The 22,928-nt window shown below is 69.9% G+C and carries 21 protein-coding genes, 7 tRNA genes and 1 pseudogene; 11 read left to right on the top strand and 18 right to left on the bottom strand.

The window, feature by feature from the left end:
* The first annotated feature begins 25 nt into the window (after positions 1-25).
* Positions 26-1,687 carry a hypothetical protein gene (locus tag I2W78_RS33835; protein WP_196464049.1) on the top strand — a complete coding sequence of 554 codons (1,662 nt, stop codon included), beginning with the start codon at positions 26-28 and terminating at the stop codon, positions 1,685-1,687.
* Between the two features lie 39 nt (positions 1,688-1,726).
* Here the strand turns inward: I2W78_RS33835 and I2W78_RS33830 are convergent, their stop codons facing one another.
* Positions 1,727-2,287 carry an HIT family protein gene (locus I2W78_RS33830; RefSeq protein WP_196464048.1) on the bottom strand — a complete coding sequence of 187 codons (561 nt, stop codon included), beginning with the start codon at positions 2,285-2,287 and terminating at the stop codon, positions 1,727-1,729.
* Positions 2,288-2,354: 67 nt separating this feature from the next.
* Between I2W78_RS33830 and I2W78_RS33825 the strand changes: the two genes are divergently transcribed.
* Positions 2,355-3,011: a potassium channel family protein gene (locus I2W78_RS33825; protein WP_196464047.1), complete on the top strand. Its 657-nt coding sequence runs from the start codon at positions 2,355-2,357 to the stop codon at positions 3,009-3,011.
* Positions 3,012-3,040: 29 nt separating this feature from the next.
* Here the strand turns inward: I2W78_RS33825 and thrS are convergent, their stop codons facing one another.
* The 3 genes from thrS to I2W78_RS33810 all read right to left on the bottom strand — a co-directional run bounded on the left by thrS (position 3,041) and on the right by I2W78_RS33810 (position 6,896).
* The gene (gene thrS / locus I2W78_RS33820) at positions 3,041-5,017 is read right to left on the bottom strand and encodes a threonine--tRNA ligase (protein WP_196464046.1); all 1,977 of its coding nucleotides are present in this window, start codon (positions 5,015-5,017) and stop codon (positions 3,041-3,043) included.
* 98 nt (positions 5,018-5,115) lie between these two features.
* Positions 5,116-6,333, bottom strand: coding sequence for a hypothetical protein (locus tag I2W78_RS33815; protein ID WP_196464045.1), 1,218 nt, complete (start codon positions 6,331-6,333; stop codon positions 5,116-5,118).
* Positions 6,330-6,896: a DUF4365 domain-containing protein gene (locus I2W78_RS33810; protein ID WP_196464044.1), complete on the bottom strand. Its 567-nt coding sequence runs from the start codon at positions 6,894-6,896 to the stop codon at positions 6,330-6,332. The genes I2W78_RS33815 and I2W78_RS33810 overlap by 4 nt, the downstream gene beginning before the upstream one ends.
* A gap of 188 nt (positions 6,897-7,084) precedes the next feature.
* Here I2W78_RS33810 and I2W78_RS33805 point away from each other — a divergent pair, with 188 nt between their 5' ends.
* Complete coding sequence (locus I2W78_RS33805; protein ID WP_196464043.1) at positions 7,085-7,810, top strand: 3'-5' exonuclease; 726 nt, start codon at positions 7,085-7,087, stop codon at positions 7,808-7,810.
* 45 nt (positions 7,811-7,855) lie between these two features.
* Here I2W78_RS33805 and I2W78_RS33800 read toward each other — a convergent pair.
* From I2W78_RS33800 to I2W78_RS33760, 9 genes and pseudogenes are all read right to left on the bottom strand, one after another.
* A tRNA-Val gene (locus tag I2W78_RS33800) sits at positions 7,856-7,927 on the bottom strand.
* Positions 7,928-7,966: 39 nt separating this feature from the next.
* Positions 7,967-8,425, bottom strand: coding sequence for an SRPBCC family protein (locus I2W78_RS33795; RefSeq protein WP_196464042.1), 459 nt, complete (start codon positions 8,423-8,425; stop codon positions 7,967-7,969).
* A 145-nt stretch (positions 8,426-8,570) separates the two neighbouring features.
* Positions 8,571-11,309, bottom strand: coding sequence for an exo-rhamnogalacturonan lyase family protein (locus I2W78_RS33790; RefSeq protein WP_196464041.1), 2,739 nt, complete (start codon positions 11,307-11,309; stop codon positions 8,571-8,573).
* Positions 11,310-11,403: 94 nt separating this feature from the next.
* Positions 11,404-11,994, bottom strand: coding sequence for a hypothetical protein (locus tag I2W78_RS33785; RefSeq protein ID WP_196464040.1), 591 nt, complete (start codon positions 11,992-11,994; stop codon positions 11,404-11,406).
* Positions 11,995-12,001: 7 nt separating this feature from the next.
* Positions 12,002-12,871: a carbohydrate ABC transporter permease gene (locus I2W78_RS33780; protein WP_196464039.1), complete on the bottom strand. Its 870-nt coding sequence runs from the start codon at positions 12,869-12,871 to the stop codon at positions 12,002-12,004.
* Positions 12,868-13,838, bottom strand: a pseudogene (locus tag I2W78_RS33775) (carbohydrate ABC transporter permease). The gene I2W78_RS33780 and the pseudogene I2W78_RS33775 overlap by 4 nt, the downstream one beginning before the upstream one ends.
* Positions 13,838-15,124: an extracellular solute-binding protein gene (locus I2W78_RS33770; protein ID WP_196464038.1), complete on the bottom strand. Its 1,287-nt coding sequence runs from the start codon at positions 15,122-15,124 to the stop codon at positions 13,838-13,840. The pseudogene I2W78_RS33775 and the gene I2W78_RS33770 overlap by 1 nt, the downstream one beginning before the upstream one ends.
* A gap of 529 nt (positions 15,125-15,653) precedes the next feature.
* A tRNA-Val gene (locus I2W78_RS33765) sits at positions 15,654-15,725 on the bottom strand.
* Positions 15,726-15,801: 76 nt separating this feature from the next.
* A complete protein-coding gene (locus tag I2W78_RS33760) occupies positions 15,802-16,254 on the bottom strand; it encodes a TIGR02611 family protein (protein WP_196464037.1) in 453 nt (150 codons plus the stop codon).
* A gap of 191 nt (positions 16,255-16,445) precedes the next feature.
* On the opposite strand from I2W78_RS33760, the gene I2W78_RS33755 reads away from it, so the two are divergent.
* Positions 16,446-16,859: an SsgA family sporulation/cell division regulator gene (locus tag I2W78_RS33755; protein ID WP_004002642.1), complete on the top strand. Its 414-nt coding sequence runs from the start codon at positions 16,446-16,448 to the stop codon at positions 16,857-16,859.
* Between the two features lie 400 nt (positions 16,860-17,259).
* On the top strand, positions 17,260-17,820 hold the full coding sequence (locus I2W78_RS33750; protein ID WP_196464036.1) for a CGNR zinc finger domain-containing protein: 561 nt from the start codon (positions 17,260-17,262) through the stop codon (positions 17,818-17,820).
* Positions 17,821-17,908: 88 nt separating this feature from the next.
* On the opposite strand, the gene I2W78_RS33745 is transcribed toward I2W78_RS33750, so the two are convergent.
* Entirely contained in the window at positions 17,909-18,061 is a 153-nt protein-coding gene (locus tag I2W78_RS33745; RefSeq protein ID WP_196464035.1) for a hypothetical protein, read from the bottom strand.
* Between the two features lie 160 nt (positions 18,062-18,221).
* Positions 18,222-18,668, bottom strand: a complete 447-nt coding sequence (locus tag I2W78_RS33740) for a hypothetical protein (RefSeq protein WP_196464034.1) — start codon at positions 18,666-18,668, stop codon at positions 18,222-18,224.
* 204 nt (positions 18,669-18,872) lie between these two features.
* On the opposite strand from I2W78_RS33740, the gene I2W78_RS33735 reads away from it, so the two are divergent.
* Complete coding sequence (locus tag I2W78_RS33735; RefSeq protein WP_196464033.1) at positions 18,873-19,391, top strand: DsbA family protein; 519 nt, start codon at positions 18,873-18,875, stop codon at positions 19,389-19,391.
* A 12-nt stretch (positions 19,392-19,403) separates the two neighbouring features.
* On the opposite strand, the gene I2W78_RS33730 is transcribed toward I2W78_RS33735, so the two are convergent.
* The 3 genes from I2W78_RS33730 to I2W78_RS33720 are packed head-to-tail and all read right to left on the bottom strand — an operon-like array spanning position 19,404 to position 22,166.
* Positions 19,404-20,228 carry a GNAT family N-acetyltransferase gene (locus tag I2W78_RS33730; RefSeq protein ID WP_196464032.1) on the bottom strand — a complete coding sequence of 275 codons (825 nt, stop codon included), beginning with the start codon at positions 20,226-20,228 and terminating at the stop codon, positions 19,404-19,406.
* Positions 20,229-20,283: 55 nt separating this feature from the next.
* Entirely contained in the window at positions 20,284-21,105 is an 822-nt protein-coding gene (locus I2W78_RS33725; protein WP_196464031.1) for an aminotransferase class IV, read from the bottom strand.
* Positions 21,102-22,166 (bottom strand): chorismate-binding protein, encoded by a 1,065-nt coding sequence (locus I2W78_RS33720; protein WP_196464030.1) that lies wholly within the window; start codon positions 22,164-22,166, stop codon positions 21,102-21,104. Before I2W78_RS33720 ends, I2W78_RS33725 begins: the two co-directional genes overlap by 4 nt.
* 178 nt (positions 22,167-22,344) lie before the next feature.
* Between I2W78_RS33720 and I2W78_RS33715 the strand changes: the two genes are divergently transcribed.
* The 5 genes from I2W78_RS33715 to I2W78_RS33695 all read left to right on the top strand — a co-directional run bounded on the left by I2W78_RS33715 (position 22,345) and on the right by I2W78_RS33695 (position 22,832).
* Positions 22,345-22,417, top strand: a tRNA-Gly gene (locus I2W78_RS33715).
* Positions 22,418-22,455: 38 nt separating this feature from the next.
* Positions 22,456-22,529: transfer RNA gene (locus tag I2W78_RS33710), tRNA-Cys, on the top strand.
* Between the two features lies 1 nt (position 22,530).
* Positions 22,531-22,602 (top strand) — tRNA-Val (locus I2W78_RS33705).
* Between the two features lie 40 nt (positions 22,603-22,642).
* A tRNA-Val gene (locus tag I2W78_RS33700) sits at positions 22,643-22,714 on the top strand.
* 46 nt (positions 22,715-22,760) lie between these two features.
* Positions 22,761-22,832 (top strand) — tRNA-Val (locus I2W78_RS33695).
* Positions 22,833-22,928: the final 96 nt, after the last annotated feature.

Raw genomic sequence — 22,928 nt, 5'->3', positions numbered from 1 at the left:
ACAGTGGCGGCGATCGGGGGCGGGAATGACCGTTGACAGCGGTTACGCGGACATCTTCGGGCCACAGGTGCCGCGCACGGGCGACGAGGGGCAGACGGCGACGTTCGCGCTCGCCTCGGCGGCCTACCGGGACAACGAGGTCGAGGAGATACTCAAGGCCAACAACGAGTGGCACGAGTCGACCGTGAAGCCCGGTCAGAAGTGGGCGAAGATCTTCCGGCCCAACCTCGGGGAGGCGTTCTCCCGGGCGGTGGTCGACCGCATGCTCGGCGCCGGCCGGGCACCGCTGATCCAGTCGTTCGGCACGGAGCCGCAGGTCGTCGTCGAGCACTGCCTCGCGGCCCACCGGATCCGCCGGGAGCGCGACAACCTGCTCACGATCGTCATGGTCCTGTGCGGGCTGCTCTTCCTGCCCGGGCTGCTGGTGTGGCTGATGGTGTTCACGATCCGCACCACCATCGCCCGGCGCGAGGACAAGCGGGCCTCGACGCTCGCCACCACGCTGCTCGTCGCGGTCGGGGCGCTGGCCGTGATCTTCCTGATCCAGATGCCGTTCACCGGCTTCTGGGCCTGGTACGCGCGCGCGGCGGTCGTCATGCCGGTGATCGGCTGGTTCTGGGCCAAGCAGATCTGCGAGCGCACGGCGAAGGACCTGCGGGAGCGCTGGGACAGCCTGCTCTCCGGCAGCAGCGTCGGCGCGAAGGTGCCCGAGGCGGTGCCGAGCAGCCCCGGCGAGACCGCCGCCGAGCAGCTCCGCCAGTCCCTGGCCCGGCTCAGCGCGGAGCAGCAGTCCAACTCGGTCTTCTACGCCGGGCCCAAGGGCATACTCGGCATGGGCACCCGCTGGGGCAGCTGGCAGCTCGCGGAGGACCTCGCCCCGGCCGATCCCGACCGGGAGATCCACCCGTTCCGCAGCTGGGACGTCATACGGTCCATCCACGACCAGCTGCGCATGCTGGAGCGCGGCCCGCTGAACACGGGCGGCTTCACCAAGCCGTCGATACGGCACTGGATCGTGACGCCGATCGGCGAGAACGCCACGGCGGTGTCCCGGCCGGAGGGCACGGACGTCGAGGCGTACCAGGTCAAGTCGCACGCCATACAGGACATCTGCAACAAGCAGCAGTTCGGCGGCGGCGACCGGCACTACCTGGGCGTGCAGTGGACGCTCTGGGAGGGTCAGCTCGTGATCACCATGCTGATCACCGTGACCGTGCTCTACGAGACGCTGCGCATCGAGGTCACCGGCCACGCCCTGGGGCCCGTGCACCCGCTCTTCACCACCAAACCGGCGGCGAAGGAGAAGTCGGTGCAGAAGTCCCTGAAGCGGTGGGAGACGCGGACGGTGAAGCTTCCGCTGGTCGACACCGACGAGGTGGTACGACTGGCCGCCCGGGCCCCGCTGACCTGGTACCCGCCGCTGCTGAACTGGCTCGGCGGCTCACTGGCCCTGCCCGAGCCGTTCGGCCTGCGGCACGCCTGGGCCGCGAAGCCCTGGCGGCACCGGTTCATGGCCGACGACGCCCTGCGCGCCGCCACCCCGGTGCTCCGGGTGGTCCACTCGGCGGCGATCCGGGTGCTGGAGGAGAACGGCGTGGACACCGAGAAGTTCGGCAACCGCTCGGCGTTCCTCAGCACGGCGGTACAGGACCCCACGCCCCGCAAGGCGGACCTGTACGACGCGTAGGCCCACGGCGGCGGGCGGGGCGGCGGGAACGCCGCGCCGTCACGCCGTCGGCCAGGCCTCCGCGAGCATCTTGCGCGTGTCGGCCAGCAGCTGCGGCAGCACACGCGTGTGCCCCACGACCGGCATGAAGTTCGTGTCGCCGCCCCAGCGCGGCACGATGTGCTGGTGCAGGTGCGCGGCGATGCCCGCGCCGGCGACCGAGCCCTGGTTCATGCCGATGTTGAACCCATGGGCGCCCGACGCGGTGCGCAGTGCCGTCATCGCCTGCTTGGTCAGCGCGGCCAGCTCCGCGGTCTCGGGCTCGGTGAGGTCCGTGTAGTCGGCGACATGGCGGTAGGGCACGACCATGAGGTGGCCGCCGTTGTACGGATACAGGTTCAGCACCGCGTACACCTGCGCACCGCGCTGGACGACCAGTCCGTCCTCGTCGGACTTCGCCGGGATCGAGCAGAAGGGGCAGCCGTCGTCGGCCCCCGGACCGGTCGGCTTGTTCTCGCCCTGGATGTACGCCATCCGGTGGGGCGTCCACAGGCGCTGGAACGCGTCCTGCGTCCCCACTCCGATCTGCTGCTCCGGCTCACTCGTCATGCAAGGCAGCATATGGCTTCGCCCGTTCGCGGCGTGTCGCCGGGGCTCGTCGAAAAGCACCCGGGGACAAGCTGGGCCGATGGACGACGACAGCCTCCAGGCCCGCTGGGAGCGCCACACCGAGCTTCCCCTGACGCTCGCGTCACTGCTGTTCCTCGCCGCCTACGCGGTCCGCGTCCTCGGCCACCCGCTCCCCGCCGTCTGGTCCGACCTGTGCCTCGTCGTGCTGCTCGCCGCCTGGGCATTCTTCGCCGTCGACTACGCGGTCCGCTGGCGACTCAGCGGGCGCGGCCCGAGCTTCGTGCCGACGCACTGGCTCGACACCGTGGTCCTCGTCTTCCCGCTGCTGCGGCCGTTGCGGATCGTCAAGCTGTACGAGGCCGTGCGGCGGCGGGCCGGCCAGGCGCGGCTGACGCTGCACGCGCGCGTGATCTTCTACGCCGGGATGTCCTCCGTGCTGCTCGGCTTCACCGGGGCCCTCTCCGTCTATCACCACGAGCGCGGGGCGCCCGGCGCCACCATGCGGACCTTCGGGGACGCCGTGTGGTGGACCTGCTCGACCCTCGCGACGGTCGGCTACGGCGACATCGCACCGGTGACACCGATGGGCCGCCTGATCGCCGTCGGGGTCATGGTCTGCGGGCTGGCACTGCTGGGCGCGGTCACCGGGTCGTTCGCGTCGTGGCTGGTCCAGGTGTTCTCCCAGGAGGAGGACGAAAGGCCCCCGGGAGGCTGATCAGCCTCCCGGGGGCCTTTCTCGGTGCGTCAGACCTGCACCCGCTCCTCGACGACCTTCGCGATCTTGGCGATGGCCTCGTCGACGGGGATGCCGTTCTCCTGGGAGCCGTCGCGGTAGCGGAAGGAGACGGCGCCGTTGGCCATGTCCTCGTCGCCCGCGATGACCATGAAGGGGACCTTCTGCTTCTGGGCGTTGCGGATCTTCTTCTGCATCCGGTCGGAGGACGCGTCGACCTCGACCCGCAGACCCTTCTTCCTCGCCGCCGCGGCGAACTTCTCCAGGAACTCGACGTGCGCGTCACCGATCGGGATGCCGATCGCCTGGACGGGCGCGAGCCACGCCGGGAAGGCGCCCGCGTAGTGCTCCAGCAGCACGGCGAAGAACCGCTCGATCGAGCCGAACAGCGCGCGGTGGATCATGACCGGCCGCTGCTTGGAGCCGTCCGCCGATGTGTACTCCAGGTCGAACCGCTCCGGCAGGTTGAAGTCGAGCTGGATGGTCGACATCTGCCAGGTACGGCCGATGGCGTCCTTGGCCTGCACGGAGATCTTCGGCCCGTAGAAGGCGGCACCGCCGGGGTCGGGCACGAGGGGCAGCCCCTGCTTCTCGGCGACCTGGCGAAGGGTCTGAGTGGCCTCCTCCCAGGCCTCGTCCGAGCCGACGAACTTCTCCGGGTCCTTGGTGGACAGCTCAAGGTAGAAGTCGGTCAGGCCGTAGTCGCGCAGCAGGCCGAGGACGAAGGTGAGCGTCTTGTCCAGCTCCTCGGACATCTGCTCACGCGTGCAGTAGATGTGCGCGTCGTCCTGCGTGAAGCCGCGCGCTCGGGTCAGGCCGTGCACGACGCCCGACTTCTCGTACCGGTACACGGTCCCGAACTCGAACAGGCGCAGCGGCAGTTCACGGTAGGACCGGCCGCGCGCGTCGAAGATCAGGTTGTGCATCGGGCAGTTCATGGGCTTGAGGTAGTAGTCCACGCCCTCGTCGAGCTGCATGGGCGGGTACATGCCCTCGGCGTACCAGTCCAGGTGGCCCGACGTCTCGAAGAGCTTCCCCTTCGTCGCGTGCGGGGTGTAGACGAACTCGTAGCCCTCCTCCTCGTGGCGGCGCCGCGAGTAGTCCTCCATGACCCGGCGGATGATGCCGCCCTTGGGGTGGAAGACGGCGAGGCCGGAGCCGATCTGCTCCGGGATGGAGAACAGGTCGAGCTCGGAGCCCAGCTTGCGGTGGTCGCGCTTCTCGGCCTCGGCGAGGAAGTCCAGGTACGCCTTCAGCTCGTCCTTGGACGGCCAGGCGGTGCCGTAGATGCGCTGGAGCATCGGGTTCTTCTCGCTGCCGCGCCAGTAGGCGGCCGCGTTGCGCATCAGCTTGAACGCCGGGATGAGCCGGGTGGACGGCAGGTGCGGACCCCGGCAGAGGTCCTTCCAGCACAGCTCGCCGGTCTTGGCGTCCAGGTTGTCGTAGATCGTCAGCTCACCGGCGCCGACCTCGACGTCCGCGCCGTCCTCGGACGAGGCCGAGCCCTTGAGGCCGATCAGCTCCAGCTTGTACGGCTCGTTCGCCAGCTCCTCGCGGGCGGCCTCGTCGGTCACCGCACGGCGGGAGAACTTCTGCCCCCGCTTCTGGATCTCCTGCATCTTCTTCTCGATGGCCTTGAGATCCTCGGGCGTGAACGGCTTCTCGACGTCGAAGTCGTAGTAGAAGCCGTCCTTGACCGGCGGGCCGATGCCCAGCTTGGCCTCGGGGAACAGCTCCTGCACGGCCTGCGCCATGACGTGCGCGGTGGAGTGGCGCAGGATGTTCAGGCCGTCCTCGGAGGAGATCTCCACCGGCTCGACCTCGTCACCCTCGGCCACCGAGTACGCGAGGTCCTTGAGCTCGCCGCCCACGCGCGCGGCGATGATCGAGCGCTCGCCGGCGAAGAGGTCGGCGGCCGTAGTGCCCGTCGTCACCGTGCGCTCTTCCCGCTCGGAATCGCGTTGGATGATCACACGGACGTCTGACACCGGTCTCTCCTGACTGAAGGTGGGTGCGGCGCCATACCGAGAGCGCGCGCAATAAGGGATCGTACCGACCCCGGACCACCCCAGGCGAAATCGGACCCTCAGTCCTCCCCGCTGCACGCCTCCTCGAAGAAGTCGAGGTTTTCCTGCAGCGACTTCATCAGCTGATCCCGCTCCGCCTCGTCCACCTGCACCGGTACGACCCCGGAGGCGCCGGTCAGCCGCCGGAAGCCGCTCCGGCTCTCCAGCCTCCCGTGCACCCGCACCGGCAGCCCGACGAGGTGGGCCTGCCCGGCGATGCGGTAGTCCTCCTCGTCCAGCGTGAGCCGCACGTGCGGTATCTCGGCGCCGGCCAGCACCCGCAGCCGTACGGTGCCCTCGCCGCGCCGCTCCGACCTGCGCATCCGGACCACCTCGCCGGTGATCCGCACCGGCACGGACGGCTCCTCGCGCAGATAGCGGGCCCCGGCCTCACGCAGCACGGGCAGATCACCCGGCGAGAACTCGACCGCCTCGTCGCGGGCGGCCCCGCCCTCGGGCGGACCGGCGCCGGGCGCCCACTCGACGGCGATGCGCGCGCCCTCCGTACCCCGGACCAGGCAAATGAGGGCCTCGGTCAGCTCGCGGCTCACGCCCGCTTCCACGGCCCCGTCGAAGGCGTCCATGCCGCCGGTGGCGCGTTGGTAGTCGATGGCCTCGCGGACGGCGTACAGCGCCTGGTGGAGGCGGAGGGCGAGCGGGCGGGCCGGGGCGACGGGCACGAAGGCCGTGAGGCCGCGGCCGCCGGTCGCGGCGCCGACCAGGACGCTCTCCAGCATCACGGCGGCGGCGCGCTTGTGCCGGGCACCGTAGTAGCCCGCACGCGCGCGTGTGGCGAGCGCCCCGGCGAGCAGCATCTGCCGGGCGGCGGTGCGCAGCTGTTCCTCGACGGTCCAGGACGCCGCCCCGGCCGGCCCGGTGGGTACGTCCCGCCACCAGCGGATCTCGTCGCTGGGCACGCTCAACCCGACCAGCACCTCGCGCGCGGACGGTGTGGCGCTGCGGGAGAGGGCGACGAGCGCCTCGCCGAGCAGGTCGTCACTGTCGGGGAAGGCCCGGCTCTCCGGCACGAGCAGGCTGGTGCCGTTCGCCCCCGGCCCGGGGGGCGTCCAGCGGCCGTAGCGCCCGGCGGCGCCGCCGCGCCGCTGCCAGCCGTGCCGGTGCAGCAGCGCGCCGAGCACGGCGGGGTCGACCTGGCCGGGCTCGGGCGGCTGGTCCCAGGGAACCTCCGGGTGCGGCCGTACGGGCCTCAGGGGCTCGTCGAGCGGGCGGTGCGTCATGGTCTGCCTCCCGTCCCGACCCGCGTCATGATCTCGCACAGCGCCCGGTCGTCGAAGATGCGTGAGGTCGGTATGCGGACGTTGGTCCGGTGCCGGCCGGTGATCGCGTGACCGGCGAGGTTGACCCAGTAGCAGCAGTGCCTGAGGTCGAGCCGGTCGTGGCTGGCGCGCAGCCAGTCGTCCTGCGACCGCGGGACGAGCATCACGACGAGGATCTTGTGCACCGAGACCGGGGTGCGGGCGAGTTTCGCCAGGTGGTCGTTGTCGAGCGTGAAGGAGAAGAAGCGCCCGGGCGGTTTGGGCGCTATCTGGTACGTCGCCTTGAGCTGCACCTTGATGGTGACCTCGTCGTCGACCGTGTGCCCGGGCGCGCTGTGGCTGACGTGCCAGTCGATGCCGTTGTCCGGGAAGGGCTGGGAGAGCGAGCAGCCGGCGGCCGCCGCTACGGCGTGCAGATATCCCACCTGCAGTGTCTCCATGCAGGCGGTGGTGGCGAGTGAACCGCGATGGGGGCCCGTGCGTTCGGGCAGCAGCCCGCCCCGCTCGGGCTGCGCTATCGCCATGACCAACAGCCTTCCAGGCAAAGTGAATTTCCCCGCGCCGGACCGCGCACGCCGAACATGCCGCTGAACTGCGCGGACCCGTACTTCTGTTGTCTCCCTCCGGCGTACGGCGCAAACGGCCCGGGTATCACCAAACGGGCAGAAGACGGTGCGTCAGCTGCCGTGGGTGAACGAGGAGTTGTGTACGTATGACGTGCTGGTACGAGGGGCCTCTGGCGGCATTCGACACGGAGACAACAGGCGTGGACGTCGAGACCGACCGGATCGTGTCGGCCGCCCTCGTCGTCCAGGACGCCCCTGGCACGCGCCCCCGGGTGCACCACTGGCTGGTGAACCCGGGCGTGCCCGTGCCCGCCGAGGCGACGGCGGTGCACGGACTGACGGAGGATCACCTGGCGCGCAACGGCCGCTGGCCGGCGCCGGTGATGCACGAGATAGCCACCGAGCTGGCCGAACAGGCGTCGGCCGGGCGCCCGTTGGTGGTGATGAACGCACCGTTCGACCTGACGCTGTTGGACCGCGAGCTGCGGCGGCATCGCGCCTCGTCGCTGGGTCACTGGTTCGAGTCGGTGCCGCTGCTCGTCCTGGACCCGCGGGTCCTGGACAAGCATCTGGACCGCTACCGCAAGGGCCGCCGTACGCTCACCGACCTGTGCGCGCACTACGGCGTCCCGCTCGACGGCGCGCATGACGCGTCCGCGGACGCGATGGCCTCCCTGGAGGTCGTACGGGCCATAGGGCGTCGTTTCGCGTCCCGGCTGGAGCGCCTCTCCCCCGCCGAGTTGCACACGCTGCAGGCGGTGTGGCACGCGGCACAGGCGCGCGGTCTGCAGGCGTGGTTCGCGCGCAGCGGCAGCGAGGAGGCGGTGGACCCGGCGTGGCCCCTGCGTCCGGGGCTGCCCGCGGCGGCGTAGAGCATGCAAAAAGCCGGTCCGCTGCGGCGGACCGGCCTTTCCCGGTGGGCGATACTGGGTTCGAACCAGTGACCTCTTCGGTGTGAACGAAGCGCTCTCCCACTGAGCTAATCGCCCGGGAACGCACTGAACAATACAGGGGCCCCCGCGTTTCCTTCAAACCGCTTCGGAGAGACGCCCAAGGTACGCGAGCAGGCCCCGCCGCCCGGCCCGCATCATCAGCCAGTGGTTGACCCGGAAGACCGGCCGCCCCGGGACGGCGAACCGCCGCAGCAGCGGCTTGCGCACGTCCACCACCTGGTCGTAGCGGGCCAGGCACCCGGCCCCCACCGGTGTGACCGTCCAGCGCGCCCAGCCCTCGATGTCGCCGGACATCGCGACCTCCAGCACGCCGGCGCCCGGATCCCGGCGCACCTCACGCGCGGTGAACGTCACGTCGTACGGGAGCAGCGAGCGGATCCGGATCACGCCGGTGGTGTCGTCCCGCCGCTCGACCTCGCGCACCTGTCGCCACCAGCGCGGATACTCCTCGGGCCGCTCCAGCACGCCGTACACGGTGGCGGGCGGGGCGGGCAGGGGCCACAGGCTGCGGAAGCGGTAGTGGGTCCAGTCCATGGGCTGAGTCTGCCCATAGGGGGACATTCTCGTGCCGGATCTGAGTACGTTCTGAGTACGCGTACTCATGGGCGTACGACATGGCCTGGACCACACTCCACAAGGAGCGCCGCCGCCCGTGCGGCGGCGCTCTTCCCACGCCTGACTACGAGGGCATCCTGTCACCGAGCAGTGCCAGGTTCTCGATCGCGGCGAGCCCGTAGAGGGCGGTGTCGTTCGTCGACACCCACGCGGCCTCGCTGCCCGGCACCAGCGTGACCGGGCCGCTCAGCTTCTCCGTCTTCCAGGGCGAGGACTCCTTGTAGCCGTCGGAGTCGTAGAACTTGCTCCACGCGCGCGTGGCGAGCTTCTCGTCGCCGGTCTGGACGGCGGCGTAGGCGTCCAGCCGCGAGTGCCCCTGGAACAGCAGCAGGCTGCCGAAGTTGACGCCGTAGCGTGCCGCCTGTTCGGTCTTGGTGGCGTTGAAGTAGCGGCAGTAGTCGAGGTACGCCTCCTTGAACTTCGGCATGTCGACCAGGTCGATCAGCTCGGCGCACAGTTCGTTGAGGCCGAAGACGGCGGACAGGTGCGAGACGCCGACGACCGGCTTGTCGGCGATCGCGAAGCGGCCGGTGTCCAGGTCGTACAGCCCGCTGCCCTGGACGAACCCGTTGGGCTGGGCGGCGATCGTCTCCATGGTCGACAGCACGCGCGCCTTGGCCTTCTCCCACTTGGGGCCCTTGCGCTCCCACTCGGTCAGCCAGGCCGAGACCAGCCCGCTCCAGTCGGTGCCGAAGCCGATCGACAGGGCGTTCCGGTCGGGTGTGTACGGCTCGGTGCGGATCTTGCGGATGGGGTCGAGGACGAGGAAGGTCTCGTCGGAGTCGACGTTGGCGTGCATGAGGTCGCCGACGCGTTCGTCGGCGGTGAGGAAGTAGTAGTAGCGCCGGTAGGTGGTGTTGGCGATGCGTTGCTGCTTGGCGCTGTCGGCGTAGTGCTGCACGCCGTGCCGGGTGCCGAGGCCGGCCCACTGGCCGAGGTGGTAGACGTCGACCTCGCCGGTGTGCCGGGTCATCGCCTCGGCGAAGCGGAAGATGTCGGCGCGGCCGCTTCTGAGATACGCGTACCAGAGCCACAGGTCGGGCGAGAGCTCGGAGTTGTCCCAGGCGTAGCCGCCGACGTCGTACCGCCACTGGTGCCGGGCCGTGTCGTACGAGTGCATGATGTCGCCGTAGTCCCAGAAGCCGTACCAACGGCGCATCTCCACCTGGTCCTTGTAGTAGGTGAAGAGGAAGTCCAAGTGGTCCTCGATCTTCGCCTTGGCGGGCGTGGAGCGGTCGGGCTCGGAGTACAGGCCGGGGCCGAAGACCTGCGCCGTGATGAGCTGCTTGGGCGGGGCGGCGAGCTGGGGCAGCACGCGGACGGCCTGGATCTGCTCGGCGAGCTGCTCGGCGCCGGGTGTCGACTCGTTGGCCCAGAAGAGCAGTTCGGAGGTACGGGCGATCCCGTAGGGGGTGCCGAAGCCGGGCTCGTAGTCCTCGTAGGTGATGTTGAGGCCTTCGAGCTGTTCGGGGTAGGTGTCCTGGCCCATGCCGTCGTGGTAGAAGCGCAGGTCCATCGGCTGTGCCTCGGGCGACCAGAGCCACAGGGTGACCTCGGCCTCGTCGGTGTGGGCGTCGCGGATGTCGAGCTGGGCGGGGAACTTCTCCCAGAAGTCCCGCAGACCGAAGGAGAGTCCGCCGCTGACGCCACCGACGTAACCGAACCCGGAGGCGCGCCGACCACCGCCGGCGCCGATCCAGCCGTACCCCTTCTTGGTGCGCTTGCGCAGGGTGAAGCCGTCGGCGGAGAGCTGGGAGAGCGTGTAGTCGCCCCACTCGGGGATGTACTGCAGGCGGGTGGTCACCCGCTGGTCCCAGGTGGACGGGTCGGGCAGCTTCTCCCCCGCGAACTGCGCCGCCTGCACGGCCGCCCCCGGGTCGCGGCGCAGCCCGGTGATGCCCTTGACGGCCTCGCGGAGCATGCCGGTGCCCTCGCCGCCGATGCGGATGTGCCGGTCGTAGGCGGCGTCGCGCATCGGCACGGTGAAGCGGACGCCGATGCCGCGGATGAAGTCGCCGCCGGCCTTGCCCGGCTCCTGCTTGCCGTCGTACGTGATGGTGTGCACCATGCGGAAGGAGTCGGCGCCTGCGTAGAAGTACAGCCGGATGGAGAACGGCAGCCGGCTGCGGCCGCCCTTGCGGTGCTTGCCGTCGATGCGGACGACCGCGCGGACGGGTCCGTCCTGCTCGACGGTGACCTCGGCGATGGCGCTCTCGAAGCGCTCGTACTTCACGGTGCCCTGGTCGTCGTCCTCGACCTCGGGCTGGCGGAGCAGGACGAGCCGGCCGTTCCTGGCGATCTCCGTCGAGCCACGGGTGACCGACTTGACGAGGGTGGAGCCCGACTTGCCGATCTTCGCGGTGATGACGCCGGTCGATATGTCGATGGTGCCGCCCCTGCTGTCGACGGTGACCTTGTGGGCGGGCGCGGCGGGATCCGCGCCGGGGGTCAGGGTGAGCCTGCCGGAGCCGACGGAACCGACGGCGTGCGCGGTCCACTTGAGGGAGCCGTCCGGCCAGTAGGCGAGCGGCCAGGACTGCACGGGCACGGCCGTGCCGCTCTCGTCCGTGAGCGCGAAGGTCTGGTCCTCCTGGTGCACGCCCTTGGGCCAGGGGACGCCGACGGTGGAGCCGGGGGCGGCGCCCAGGCCGCCGTCCTCCAGCCAGTTCAGGGACACGGGGTCGTCCGCTCTCGGCGCGGCCGGTGCGGCCTGCGCGGTCGATCCGAGCGCCCAGCTGAACTGCGCGGCGGCTCCGGCGACGGCGGCCGCCTTGAGGAGGGACCTGCGGGGGATGGGGGACATGGCCTTTCCTTTCCGTGCTGGTAGCTGTTCGGATGGTCAGGGGCATGACAGAGAGGGGTACGGCGCCGAGGCGCCGGACCCGATGCACCGCCGCTCAGCGCTGCCGGTGCCGCTCCTCCACGGCGACGGCGGCCGCCGCGACGGCACCCAGCACGGGCACCGCCAGCGGCGGGACGAACCAGCCGGAACACCCGACGACGGCCAGACCGCCGACGAGCAGGAAGGACCCGGCGGGATCGCGCAGGGTGCGCCGACCGGCGACGGCGAGCAGCGCCCGCCAGGAGGCCCCCGGCGCCCAGGCCGCCGCCGCCCGCAACCCGGCGACGGCGACCCCGATCAGCGCACACAGCCCGACGGTGCCGACGAACGGCCCGCCGGGAATCCCGGCGCGCGCGGCCTGTACGTCCACCCAGACCGCGACCGCCGCGCCCCACCCGGCAACCCCGACGAGCCACCCGCGCCGCACGGCCGCCCGGAAGTCGGCGACGAACTCCCGCCCGCCACCGCCCTCATGAGCAGTACGGCGGCGCAGGTGCCGGGCGCCCGCGGCGAAGGCGGCCGGGTAGGTGACGACGCCGAGCGAAGCGACGGCAATCCAGACGCCGGTGAGCAGACACTCGGCGAACACCGCGAACCGCTCCGCGAGGACGGACTCCCCGCGGGCCTTCACACGCGCTGAGGCCATGGCCGTATCAACCCTTCAGACCCGAGGTCGCCATGCCGTCGATGAGGTAGCGCTGGAAGGCGAGGAAGAACAGGAGGACCGGGAGCAGGGCGACCAGCGACATCGCGATCATGCCGCCGTAGTTGGCGACGCCCTCCTGGTCGCGGAACATCATCATGCCGAGGGAGACGGTGTACTTGCCGGGCTCGTTGAGGTAGATCAGCGGGCCCATGAAGTCGTTCCAGGCGTTGATGAAGGTGAAGATCGCGCTGGTGATGAGGGTGGGCCGGCACAGCGGCAGCACGATCGACCAGTAGATCCGCAGATGCCCGCACCCGTCGATGCGGGCGGCCTCGTCCAGTTCCTTCGGCAGGTTCCGCATGAACTGCACCATCAGGAAGACGAAGAACGCCTCGGTGGCCAGGAACTTGCCGATCAGCAGCGGCACATAGGTGTTGATCAGCTCCATCTTCTGGAACATCACGTACTGCGGGATCAGCAGCACGTGATACGGCAGCAGCAGGGTGCCGATCATCAGGGAGAACATCAGGTTCCGCCCGGCGAACCTGATCCGGGCGAAGGCGTAGGCGGTCAGCGAGCAGGAGATCAGGATGCCCGCGACCGAGCCGAGGGCGTAGAGGAGGGAGTTCTGGAAGAAGGTCGCGATGGAGATGTCGGCGATGCCGTCGGCGAGCCCCCTGAAGTTGTCGAGGATGGGGCTCGTCGGGAACAGGTCCAGGCTGGCGATGATCTCCCGGCTGGGCTTGAAGGAGGCACCGATGACCCAGACGACCGGATAGAGCACGACCGCGAGGACGAGCAGGGCGCCGAGATGCCAGACGAGGGAGCCGGTGCGTTTGCGACCGAAGAAGACGGGTCTGGTGGTGGTCGTGCTCATCGGGCGGCCTCCTCGTAGTGCACCCACCGCTTCTGGGACCAGAAGAGGACCGCCGTCACCAACGCCACGGCGAGCAGCAGCATCCAGGCCATCGCGGAGGCGAAGCCCATCTGGGCCTCCTTGAAGCCCTTCTGGTACAGGTAACAGGTGTAGACCAGCGTGGCGTCCGCCGGTCCGCAGGTGGCGTTGGAGACGACGTACGCCGAGCCGAAGATCTGGAAGGAGTGGATGGTCTCCAGCAGCACGTTGAAGAACAGCACCGGGGAGATCATCGGGAGCGTGATGCTCCAGAACCGCCTCAGCGGTCCGGCCCCGTCCACCTCGGCGGCCTCGTAGAGTTCGCGCGGCACCTGCTTGAGTCCGGCGAGGAAGATGACCATGGGCGCGCCGAACTGCCAGACGGTGAGCGCGACCAGGCAGTAGAGGATCCAGTCCGCGTCACCGACCCAGCCACCGACGTCCATGCCGAACAACGACTGGGTCCGGTCCACGATGGCGTCGTCGGAGAAGAGCGCGCGCCACACGAAGCCGACCGAGACGCTCGCGCCGATCAGCGAGGGCGCGTAGAACGCGGCACGGTAGAAACCCTGTCCGCGCCGGCTCTGCGCGAGCAGCAGCGCGACACCCAGCGCCAGCAGCAGTTTCAGCGGGGTGCCGACGACGACGTACTTGGCCGTCACCTCCACCGATTTCTGCCAGCGGGGGTCCTCGAACATCTTGGTGAAGTTGTCGAGGCCGACCCACTTGGGAGACGTGAAGAGGTTGTAGTCCGTGAACGCGAAATACAGCGAGGCGACCATCGGCCCGCGGTCAGCAGCAGAAATCCGGCGATCCACGGGGACATGAAGAGGTAGCCGACGAGACTCTCCCGGCGGCCCCGCCGCCTGGCGTCGGCGGGGGTGGCGGGGCGCTGCTCAGGCGCCTGCGGAGGGGAGTCCTTGACGAGCGTCGTCACTGCGGTTCCCATCAGGCGGCGAGGGCGGTCTCGGCCTCGGAGAAGAACTGCTTCACCGCGTCGGAGACCTTGGTCTTGCCCTGGGCCATGTCGCCCGCGATGCGCAGGAAGGCGGCCTCGACGGTGTCGGCGCCGGCCGGGTGCGGGGTGATGGGACCGAGCACGCCCGCCTCGGCGACGTCCTTCTCGTACTGGGCGATCGCCTTCTGCGGGGCGTCGGTCGGCTGGTAGGCCTCGAACTGCTCGGTGGTGGCCAGGATTCCGCGGTCGTAGCCCATGATCTTGCCGACCTCGGGGTCGTGCACCATGAAGTCGATGAACTGCGCGACCTCCTTGGGGTGCTTGGTCCGCGCGGAAGCGCTCAGCATCAGCGACGAGAGGTACTGGCCGGTCTCCTTGCCGTCGGTGGTGGGGATCGGGGCGAGCCCGTAGGTGCTGTCGCCCTCCGTGGTGTAGCGGACGGTGAAGTTGTCCCAGGTGAACTCGGAGGCGCCGTCACCGGCGGCCAGTGACGACTTGGGCTTGTTCTGCTCGACCTTCTTCGGGTCGGTGACGGCACCTGCCTTCACGCGGTTGAACCCGTCCGTCCACCACTCGGTCAGATCGGCCTCGTCGAAGCCGAGTCCGTCCTCCGTGAAGAACGCCTTGCCGTTCTGCCGCAGATAGAGGTCGTACAGGTACATGATCCCGAAGTAGCCGGTGTCGCCCGCGACCTTCTGGGTGTTGCGGATCTTCTCCAGGGCGGCGAAGTACTCGTCCCAGGTCCAGCCCTGCTCGGCCTTGATGCCGGCCTTCTCAAAGACCTTCTCGTCAATGACAAGTGACATCGTGTTGGATCCGACCGGAACGCCGAGCAGCTTTCCGTCCACCTCGCCGACCTTCTCGACACCGGCCCGGAAGTTCTCCATGCTCAGATTTCCGGCGTCCACCTGGGACTTGAGGTCGAGGAGCACGCCCCTCTTGTCGTACTTCCGAAGAAACGCGACGGAGTTCTGGAAAACGTCCGGCGGATTTCCACCGGCCGCCTGGGTCTGGAACTTCTCCCAAAAGGCGACGTAATCCTGGAAGTCCGTCTCCACCTTGATCTTCGGGTACTTCTTCTCGAAGAGGGCGATGCTCTTGTTGATTCGCTTGGTCCGCTCCTCCGCACCCCACCAGGCGTAACGGATCGTGACCGTCCCGTCGCCGGCGCCGCCGTTGCCGCCTCCGCAGCCGGCTGCCGTCAGCCCCAGCGCGGCCAGCGACGCACCGGCCGCCTTGAGTACCGTCCGCCGCTCCATGTTCCCGCCGCCATGCATCGCAGGGCCCTCCCCGACCGTTCGTGAATCGTTTCAAGTAAGCGCTTGCTGGCACAAGGTACGAAGGGGCCGGGGGTGCGTCAATGATTCGGACAGGAATTTCTTGCGCGCACGACCGGGGGCCGGGCGGGGTGCGGAAGCCGGGCGGCCGGAGAGGCGGGGCGATGCCGCAGGTGGGCGGGGCACGGCCGTCAGGCCGAACGCGGGGCGGGCTGTCGTACCGAGGTCCCGCCCGGCCGAAAATCGCCGGGGGGCGGTGCGGTCGGACGACGCGAGGGCAGCCCGCCGGTCAGCGGGGCGCGGCGGCGACCCACAGTGAGGACGGCTACCTGCCGGTCAGCGGGGCGCGGCAGCGACCCACAGTGACGGCGGCAAACGGCCGGTCAGCGGGCGCGGCAGCGACCCACAGTGACGACGGCTACCGGCCGGTCAGCGGGCGCGGCAGCGACCCACAGTGACGACGGCGCCCGGAGGCGGCGGGCACGACAACGGCCCACCTGCTGTCTCGCAGATGGGCCGCGTCTCCGGGTGGGCGATACTGGGTTCGAACCAGTGACCTCTTCGGTGTGAACGAAGCGCTCTCCCACTGAGCTAATCGCCCGGACGCAGGAAGAACATTACCCCATGTCAGGGGGTGCGGGTGACCACGGTTGGCCCGCCCCGCACCCCGCCGCGGATCACTGGTCCTTGATCTTCCACGGCATCACAAGGCCGAACTTCCAGACGTAGAAACCGACGATCGCGGCCGCGATCACACAGCCGATCACCGTCAGGATGATGTTGCGTCGGCGCACCTTGGGGTCGAGGGCGCGCTGCGCCGCCTCGGTGACCTTGCGCTTGGTCCAGCGCAGCACCAGCTGGGCCCAGACGAACTCGGTCGCCCAGATCGCCATGCCGCCGAAGATGATCACCCAGCCCGGGCCGGGCAACGGCAGCAGGATGATGCCGGTGATCACCACCCCGAGTCCGACGAGGAAGACGCCCACCTGCCAGCTGACGTGGAGCAGGCGACGCGCCTTGATGAATTCCGGCGCCCTCGACCCGAGCTCCCGCTCGCCCTGCACCGCGTCGGTCCCCGTCTCGTCCGCAGCCATGGCAACCTCGCCAGGCTTGCTACTCCCCGTATTCATACGGCCAAACCCTACCTGAATGATTCCAGTCACCGGAATGGGCGCATCGGACGAACAGGTTCTCGGCCGGAAGAGTTACGTAAAGACACGCAAAACCCTCAGAGGGGTTTACAACGGCACCGTAGGTGGCATGTCGATTTCGCCGACGTGCGAATCCCCGAGCGCACACTGAGCGAAAGGCCCTGGCGCTTATGAACACCACGGTCAGCTGCGAGCTGCACCTGCGCCTCGTTGTGTCGAGCGAGTCCTCCCTGCCTGTCCCCGCAGGCCTGCGGTACGACACGGCCGACCCCTACGCCGTGCACGCCACCTTCCACACCGGAGCCGAGGAGACCGTCGAGTGGGTGTTCGCCCGCGACCTCCTCGCCGAGGGGCTTCACCGGCCCACAGGAACCGGCGACGTCCGTGTCTGGCCGTCGCGCAGCCATGGTCAGGGCGTCGTCTGCATCGCCCTGAGCTCTCCCGAGGGGGAGGCGCTGCTGGAGGCCCCGGCGCGGGCCCTGGAGTCGTTCCTGAAGCGAACCGACGCCGCCGTGCCGCCGGGCACGGAGCACCGGCATTTCGACCTTGACCAGGAGCTCTCGCACATCTTGGCGGAAAGCTAGGGCGAGACCACACCAAGCTGCCCGGCCGTCCACTCGGGGAGACGGCCCGGGCCTGCCCGGCGGATCAGGCCGGAGACAGGCGACGGCACTGATCGTCCGACGTGAAGTGCGCCAGGCCTGTCTCCGGCAGGGTCCTCCGGACAGGTCCCGAGGCGCCCAGGACAACCGCATACGGCACACACCGGCGCCGCCACCGCGCACTCACGCGGAGGCGGCGCCGGTATGCGTGTGCCGGTTCAGAAGCCTCTCTGCGGCCGCCGGGAACCGCGGCACGCCCCGTCGCGTTCTACGGGCAGGCGTGGGCCGGGTGCGGCCGGAGGCGATGGTACGGCGGCGGGAGCCATTACCATCGGCCAGCATCGGCGGGCGCCCGCCCGACCCCCAGGCCAGGGAGCGAAACGTGCTGATCACCCACGACACCCGGTGCGCGCTCGACACCGTGGTCGATCTGGTGAACACCGCACCGGAGGACGAGACGACACCGGACGGGCTGCCGGACGTCGCGGCTCTCGCGGATTTCGTACGAACGCACGCCATCAGCGATGTCGGAGTGCTCTCGGAGTTCGACCTCTCGGCGGTGCTCAAGGTGCGCGGCCGGTTCGCCGGGATCTTCGCGGCTCCCGACGTCCGCACGGCAGCAGGGATGATCAACGAGCTGGTCGCCGCCGCCGGCACCACGCCCCGCCTCACGGACCACGACGGCTACGACTGGCACGTGCACTACTTCGCGCCCGGCGCCTCCATCGCCGACCACCTGGCCGCCGACTGCGGGATGGCGCTGGCCTTCTTCGTGGTCGCCGGCGAGCGTGAGCGACTGCGGCGCTGCGAGGCACCCGACTGCCGCCGCGCCTTCGTCGACCTCTCCCGCAACCGCTCGCGGCGTTACTGCGACAGCCGCACCTGCGGAAACCGTCTGCACGTGGCCGCCTACCGGGCGCGCCGCAAGGAGGCGACGGGCTGACGCCGGACACCACGCCCCTGGGCTGATCGGCGGGACGTCGATGCCGACGCGGTTCCCGGCGGGTGGCGCCGGGGACCGCGCGTACGGCTCACAGCAGGAACAGATCGTGCAACGCAGCCATGAGCAGCAGACACCCGATCACCGCAAGGAAGATCATCAGCGGTGGCTGGGAAAGGGCGAAGAGGCACCCGCGCGGCTCGTCCTTCGGCTGCGCGGCATCGCTCTGTGTCGTGTCCAGCATCTCGCGGCGATGATGGCGCAGGGAGCACCCCTGGCGCGATCAAGACGCTCGAAGATGCGGGAGTTCGCCGAATTCCGTGATCACCTGCACGTCTGTGGCGCGAGCCGGACAGCTTCCGATCATCCGGGGAGTTGGGTCGTTTCAGTCCGCCATGCGGACGTCATATCCCGTGCTTCTTGAGGATGGCCTCGATGTCGCTGAAGTCGTCCGTGGCATCCGAGCGGGACGCTGCCTGGGGCTTGGTCCGGGGCTTGGCGGCCGGGCGGGACGCCGGGCCGAGGGAGGGCGCCGAGGCCTGCGGGGCCACCGGGTCCTGCCGGGCCGCCGCACCCACCGCGCTCCCCTTGCGGCCGCGTCGCCGCTCCACCGCCCGCGTGCCGGCGAACAGCAGCCAGGCGCCACCGAGCACGCCGAAGCCCGCCCAGGCCACCGGGCTGAAGGCGGTGTCCGCGGCCCACTGCACGACACCGGTCATCACCAGGCCGAGGGGGACCAGCGCATAGGCCGCGATACGGGTGGCCGTGAGGAAACGCTTGCGGAACGCCGTCACCGCAGCGATGCCCAGGCCGGCCGCGGCAACGGCGGAACACACGGTCTCGGCAATCATCCGGTCCTCCAGGCAGGCTCAGGCGGGCGGGGCGCGTCGCCTCTTCCATCCTGCACCCCCCGAACCCCGACAGGCCATGCCCCGCCCGGACATCAGGGACATCTCCGGGTCGGCTCCTCCGCAGGTGCCGGTGGGGGCGTATGCCCCGAGGGCGGGTGTCGGTGCCGATTGGGTCCGCCGGGCCGGTGCTGGGAGACTGGGCCCATGAACCACTCCTCCGCCGCCCGACCCGCGCCCGTCCTCGACGTCTGGTGCGAACTCCAGTGCCCGGACTGCCGCAGCGCCCTGGACGACCTCCGTGCCCTGCGTGCCCGTTACGGCGACCGGCTCGAACTGCGGCTGCGGCACTTCCCGCTGGAGAAGCACAAGCACGCCTTCGCCGCCGCGCAGGCCGCCGAGGAGGCCGCCGAGCAGGGGCAGGGGTGGCCGTATGTCGAGGCTGTGCTGGCCCGGGTCGAGGAGCTGGACCGTAAGGGAGAGCCCTTCCTGGTCGAGGTGGCCCGGGAACTCGGCCTGGACGCCGAGGAGTTCGACACCGCGCTGATCGACGGCCGGCACATCCTGATCGTGGACGCCGACCAGGCCGAGGGCAAGGCGATCGGCGTGACGGGCACGCCGACGTACGTCATCGGCGGCGAGCGGCTGGACGGCGGCAAGAGCCAGGAGGGGCTGCGCGAGCGCATCGAGGAGATCGCCGACCGGCTGCTGGCCGAGCAGGAGTGACGTCCTGGGCCTTCAGAGCAGGTCCTTGTAGAGGGTGTGACGCGTCGTCGTGTAGCCGAGTGACTCGTAGAGCCGCTCCGCCGGGGTGTTCCCCGCGAACACGTTGAGGCCGAGGACGCGTCGGCCCGCCTCGATCGTCTGACGCTCGGCCAGCAGCATGAGCGTCCGGCCGTGTCCGCGACCTCGGTGGTCCGCCTCGGTCTCGACGTCGAAGACGTACGCCTTGTCCTCCTGCAGCGCCACCCACAGGGTGCCCACCCGCGTCCCGTCCTGTTCCAGGACGCTGAACAGCATCTCGACGGTGCCCAAGCCGTCCGGCAGGAGCTGCTCGTGGTCCCTTCGCGCCTTGGCGAACGCCTCGGCCTCGGGCACGCCCCGTTCGATCCAGGTGCGCGCGTACCGCTCCGACTCGTGCTCGAGCCATGCGGCGAACTCGGCCTCGGTCATGGGCCGCGCCCGGCTGCCGGCGGGCAGTTCGGGCGGGGTGTCGCCGAGGTGCTTCTCCATGCCGCGGTTGCGCAGGACGTAACCGAGCGCCGTCATGAGGCGGAGCGCCGCCTCGGCGTCGCCGGGCACGGCCGCCTCGATCTGCCGACAGCCCCAGCCGCGTGCCACCTCCTCCGCGGCGAGCGCCGCGACCGTGCCACGGCCGCGCCGGCGGTCCGGCTCTTCGATGCGCAGGTCGACGATCCGCGCCACCGAGTCGCCGAAGGCGGGTGACGTGCCGAGGTGTATCGCGCCGACGGGACGGCTGTTCACGCACACCTGGTAGTGGCGGGAGCGCGTCCCGTCGGCCGCGCGCTGAAGCGGCTCGGTCGGCCGCAGGGTGGTGGTCATCAGGGGTGTTTCTACCCGGTCCGGACCGCCAGGTCTGCCCAATATCCTGGGCGTTTTACGGGTCGAGGTCGTCGCCCGACCGCTCCACGAAGATCCGCATGGCCTTCGCGGTCACCGGGCCGGGGGCGCCCGGCAGTTCGCGCTCGTCGACGCGGTGGACGGCCTGGACGTCCCGCAGGGTGGAGGTCAGAAAGACCTCGTCGGCCCGGTCCAGCACGTCCAGCGGCAGGTCGGTCTCCTTGGCGCCGGTCCACTCGACCGTCAGCGCGCGGGTGATGCCCGCGAGGCAGCCGGAGGCGAGCGGCGGGGTGTGGATCTCGCCGTCGAGGACGACGAAGACGTTCGAGCCGGTGCCCTCGCAGAGCTGTCCGACGGTGTTGGCGAACAGCGCCTCGGAGGCGCCGTGTTCGTGGGCGCGGGCCAGGGCGACGACGTTCTCGGCGTACGAGGTGGTCTTCAGGCCGGTGAGGGCGCCGCGCTCGTTGCGGGTCCAGGGGACCGTGATCACGGCGGTGGAGTCGGGGCGGCGCCGGGTCTCGCCGAGGGCGACGACCAGGGTCGGGCCGTGCTCGCCGCGGTCGGAGCCGAGCGGGCCGTGTCCCCCGGTGTACGTGATGCGCAGCCGGCCCAGCGGCATGGGGTTGGCGTCCAGTACGGCGGCGCAGGCGCGCCGGGCCTCGTCGTGGTCGGGGTCGGGCAGGCCCAGGCCGCGGGCCGAGCGGGTCAGCCGGTCGAGGTGCCGGGTCAGCGCGAACGGACGGCCGTCCACCGCCTTCACCGTCTCGAAGATGCCGTCGCCCACGGTCAGACCGTGGTCGAAGACGGAGACACGGGCGGACTCGATGTCCTGGAGCCCGCCGTCGAGCCAGACCTTCACTGGTCCCCACCTCGCATATCGTGCAGTTCCTCGCCACTCACCTCGTACGCTCCCGACGCTACCGCGAGCAGCCGGGCGGCCTTCAGTTCGGTCTCCCGCCACTCCCCCTCGGGGTCCGACCCCCAGGTGATTCCCGCGCCCGTGCCGAAGCGCAGCACGCCCTCGGCCCGGTCGAACCAGAAGGTGCGGATACCGACGGCCAGCTCGCCCACTCCCCGGTCGGCGTCGACCCAGCCGATGCCGCCGCAGTACGGCCCCCTGGGTGCCGTCTCCAGGGCGTCGATGATCCGCAGGGCGCTCGACTTGGGCGCGCCGGTGACCGAGCCGGGCGGGAAGGCGGCGGCGAGCAGCTCCGGCCAGCCGGCGTCGGGACGCAGCTCACCGCGCACGGTGGACACGAGGTGGACCAGCCCCGGGTGCTTCTCCACGGCGCACAGATCGGGGACCGTCACCGTGCCGGAGGCGCAGACGCGGCCGAGGTCGTTGCGGACCAGGTCCACGATCATGACGTTCTCGGCGTAGTCCTTCTCCAACAGGTCCGCCTCGGTGCGGCCGGTGCCCTTGATCGGGCCGGACTCGACGATCCGGCCCGCGCGGCGCAGGAACAGCTCGGGGGACGCGCTGGCTATCTCCACCCGGTGGCCGGGCAGGCGGATCGTTCCGGCGTACGGCGCCGGGTTGCCGCGGGCCAGCAGCGCGGTGAGGGCGTCGGGGTCGGCGTCCGGGGCGACGGGCGCGGACAGGACGCGGCAGAGGTTCGCCTGGTAGACCTCGCCGGCCGCGATGTGCTGCCGTATCCGGCGCACTCCCTCCGTGTACGCGGCGCGGTCGAGGGACGACGTCCAGTCGTCGACGGCCGGTCCGCGCCAGCCGCCCGGTGCGGGGGCGGGCACTGGTTCCTCTCGGACGTCCGCGAAGCGCGCGCAGGTCAGGCGGCCCTCGAAGTCGGCGGCGACGGCCCAGAAACCGGTGGAGTCCAGGGCCGTGGGGTCGCTCGTGACATCGATGAGGCCGGTGGCGACTCGGTCGCCGAAGCGGGCGAGAGGAGGGAGATCGAGCACGCTGTCGAGTCTATGGCGGGTGTCCCGCAGGTGGCCCTGTCATGTCCTTTCAGGTGGTCCGACCACGTCCGTGACCAGGTGCAGCGCAGCACGCTGCACAAACGCGTTTTTGTGCTGGCCCCGGAATCCGCTAGAGTTCAACACGTCGCCGGGACGCGCAAGCGAACCGAAACGACAGGCGGACGTAGCTCAGTTGGTAGAGCGCAACCTTGCCAAGGTTGAGGTCGCGAGTTCGAGCCTCGTCGTCCGCTCGAAGGAAGAGGGGATCCTCCCGGTCCCCTACACTCCTGGTGGAGTGGCCGAGAGGCGAGGCAACGGCCTGCAAAGCCGTCTACACGGGTTCAAATCCCGTCTCCACCTCCAAGGACGATTAGCTCAGCGGGAGAGCGCTTCCCTGACACGGAAGAGGTCACTGGTTCAATCCCAGTATCGTCCACTGGATCTTCGGATCCTGGATCTTCTCGAAGATCCCGCCCGCGCGATTAGCTCAGCGGGAGAGCGCTTCCCTGACACGGAAGAGGTCACTGGTTCAATCCCAGTATCGCGCACGCAGTGCCTGCGATCGGCTCCATGGAGTGACGATCGTGGTCTCGAGGACGATTAGCTCAGCGGGAGAGCGCTTCCCTGACACGGAAGAGGTCACTGGTTCAATCCCAGTATCGTCCACGCGTTTCGAAGCCCCCGGCCGTCTCGTACGGCCGGGGGCTTCGTCGTGGGTGCGTGTCGCTGAGCGTTTCGCTCAGCGTTTCGCTCAGCGTTTCG

Source organism: Streptomyces spinoverrucosus (assembly GCF_015712165.1).
Lineage (GTDB): Bacteria > Actinomycetota > Actinomycetes > Streptomycetales > Streptomycetaceae > Streptomyces > Streptomyces spinoverrucosus_A.
Note: the sequence above shows the minus strand (reverse complement) of the source record. Positions and strands in the feature narration are given on the sequence as shown.

Coding starts and splice junctions, on each gene's coding strand:
- I2W78_RS33810 (WP_196464044.1), bottom strand. CDS start 6,896: ATGGCGATAGCGCAGCCCGAGCGGGGCGGGCTGCTGCCCGAACGCACG.
- I2W78_RS33830 (WP_196464048.1), bottom strand. CDS start 2,287: ATGCTGCCTTGCATGACGAGTGAGCCGGAGCAGCAGATCGGAGTGGGG.
- I2W78_RS33825 (WP_196464047.1), top strand. CDS start 2,355: ATGGACGACGACAGCCTCCAGGCCCGCTGGGAGCGCCACACCGAGCTT.
- I2W78_RS33740 (WP_196464034.1), bottom strand. CDS start 18,668: ATGATTGCCGAGACCGTGTGTTCCGCCGTTGCCGCGGCCGGCCTGGGC.
- I2W78_RS33735 (WP_196464033.1), top strand. CDS start 18,873: ATGAACCACTCCTCCGCCGCCCGACCCGCGCCCGTCCTCGACGTCTGG.
- I2W78_RS33795 (WP_196464042.1), bottom strand. CDS start 8,425: ATGGACTGGACCCACTACCGCTTCCGCAGCCTGTGGCCCCTGCCCGCC.
- I2W78_RS33730 (WP_196464032.1), bottom strand. CDS start 20,228: ATGACCACCACCCTGCGGCCGACCGAGCCGCTTCAGCGCGCGGCCGAC.
- I2W78_RS33785 (WP_196464040.1), bottom strand. CDS start 11,994: ATGGCCTCAGCGCGTGTGAAGGCCCGCGGGGAGTCCGTCCTCGCGGAG.
- I2W78_RS33780 (WP_196464039.1), bottom strand. CDS start 12,871: ATGAGCACGACCACCACCAGACCCGTCTTCTTCGGTCGCAAACGCACC.
- I2W78_RS33755 (WP_004002642.1), top strand. CDS start 16,446: ATGAACACCACGGTCAGCTGCGAGCTGCACCTGCGCCTCGTTGTGTCG.
- I2W78_RS33805 (WP_196464043.1), top strand. CDS start 7,085: ATGACGTGCTGGTACGAGGGGCCTCTGGCGGCATTCGACACGGAGACA.
- I2W78_RS33745 (WP_196464035.1), bottom strand. CDS start 18,061: ATGCTGGACACGACACAGAGCGATGCCGCGCAGCCGAAGGACGAGCCG.
- I2W78_RS33815 (WP_196464045.1), bottom strand. CDS start 6,333: ATGACGCACCGCCCGCTCGACGAGCCCCTGAGGCCCGTACGGCCGCAC.
- I2W78_RS33835 (WP_196464049.1), top strand. CDS start 26: ATGACCGTTGACAGCGGTTACGCGGACATCTTCGGGCCACAGGTGCCG.
- I2W78_RS33770 (WP_196464038.1), bottom strand. CDS start 15,124: ATGCATGGCGGCGGGAACATGGAGCGGCGGACGGTACTCAAGGCGGCC.
- I2W78_RS33790 (WP_196464041.1), bottom strand. CDS start 11,309: ATGTCCCCCATCCCCCGCAGGTCCCTCCTCAAGGCGGCCGCCGTCGCC.
- I2W78_RS33760 (WP_196464037.1), bottom strand. CDS start 16,254: ATGAATACGGGGAGTAGCAAGCCTGGCGAGGTTGCCATGGCTGCGGAC.